The sequence below is a fragment of the Lactobacillus kimbladii genome (genome assembly GCF_014323605.1).
In the GTDB taxonomy this organism is placed as follows: domain Bacteria; phylum Bacillota; class Bacilli; order Lactobacillales; family Lactobacillaceae; genus Lactobacillus; species Lactobacillus kimbladii_B.
In genome coordinates this window covers 1-482 of the sequence record NZ_SCMB01000024.1, presented here as the reverse complement: position 1 = coordinate 482, position 482 = coordinate 1, and the positions used below count along the sequence as shown (strand labels likewise).

Genomic DNA, 482 nt, shown 5'->3' with positions numbered 1-482 from the left:
CGTGCGCCCTTCTTTACTTGACCTTACTCAAGATACTCTCTCGGTCGCTCTTTGGCAATCTCTTCTCTTTTGATTGTTTCTCGGTTTTTTCTTGGATTATATTCAGTTTTCAATGTACTAACTCATTGGATCTTTCTCAGATCCAATGGAGGCTAACGGGTTCGAACCGATGACCTCCTGCTTGCAAAGCAGGTGCTCTCCCAACTGAGCTAAGCCCCCATGGTCTTTCAGATGCGCTTTCTCTTTTCCTTGCCTATGGGCCTAAATGGACTTGAACCATCGACCTCACGCTTATCAGGCGTGCGCTCTAACCAGCTGAGCTATAGGCCCGTTTCCAGCGTATCTGCTCTTTCTCTTTGAGGTACTGCCCTCAAAACTAAACAATGTCTTCCCTACTCATGTGCTTTCCTCGCTTGCCGGACTTCTCTTAGCATTCCTGCTCTCTGTCTCGGCTTGCTCTTTCCTTAGAAAGGAGGTGATCC

The 482-nt window shown here is 47.7% G+C and carries 2 tRNA genes; both read right to left on the bottom strand.

What is annotated here, in order from left to right:
- Window positions 1-146: 146 nt before the first annotated feature.
- A tRNA-Ala gene (locus ERK18_RS09325) sits at window positions 147-219 on the bottom strand.
- A gap of 37 nt (window positions 220-256) precedes the next feature.
- A tRNA-Ile gene (locus ERK18_RS09320) sits at window positions 257-330 on the bottom strand.
- Window positions 331-482 lie beyond the last annotated feature (152 nt).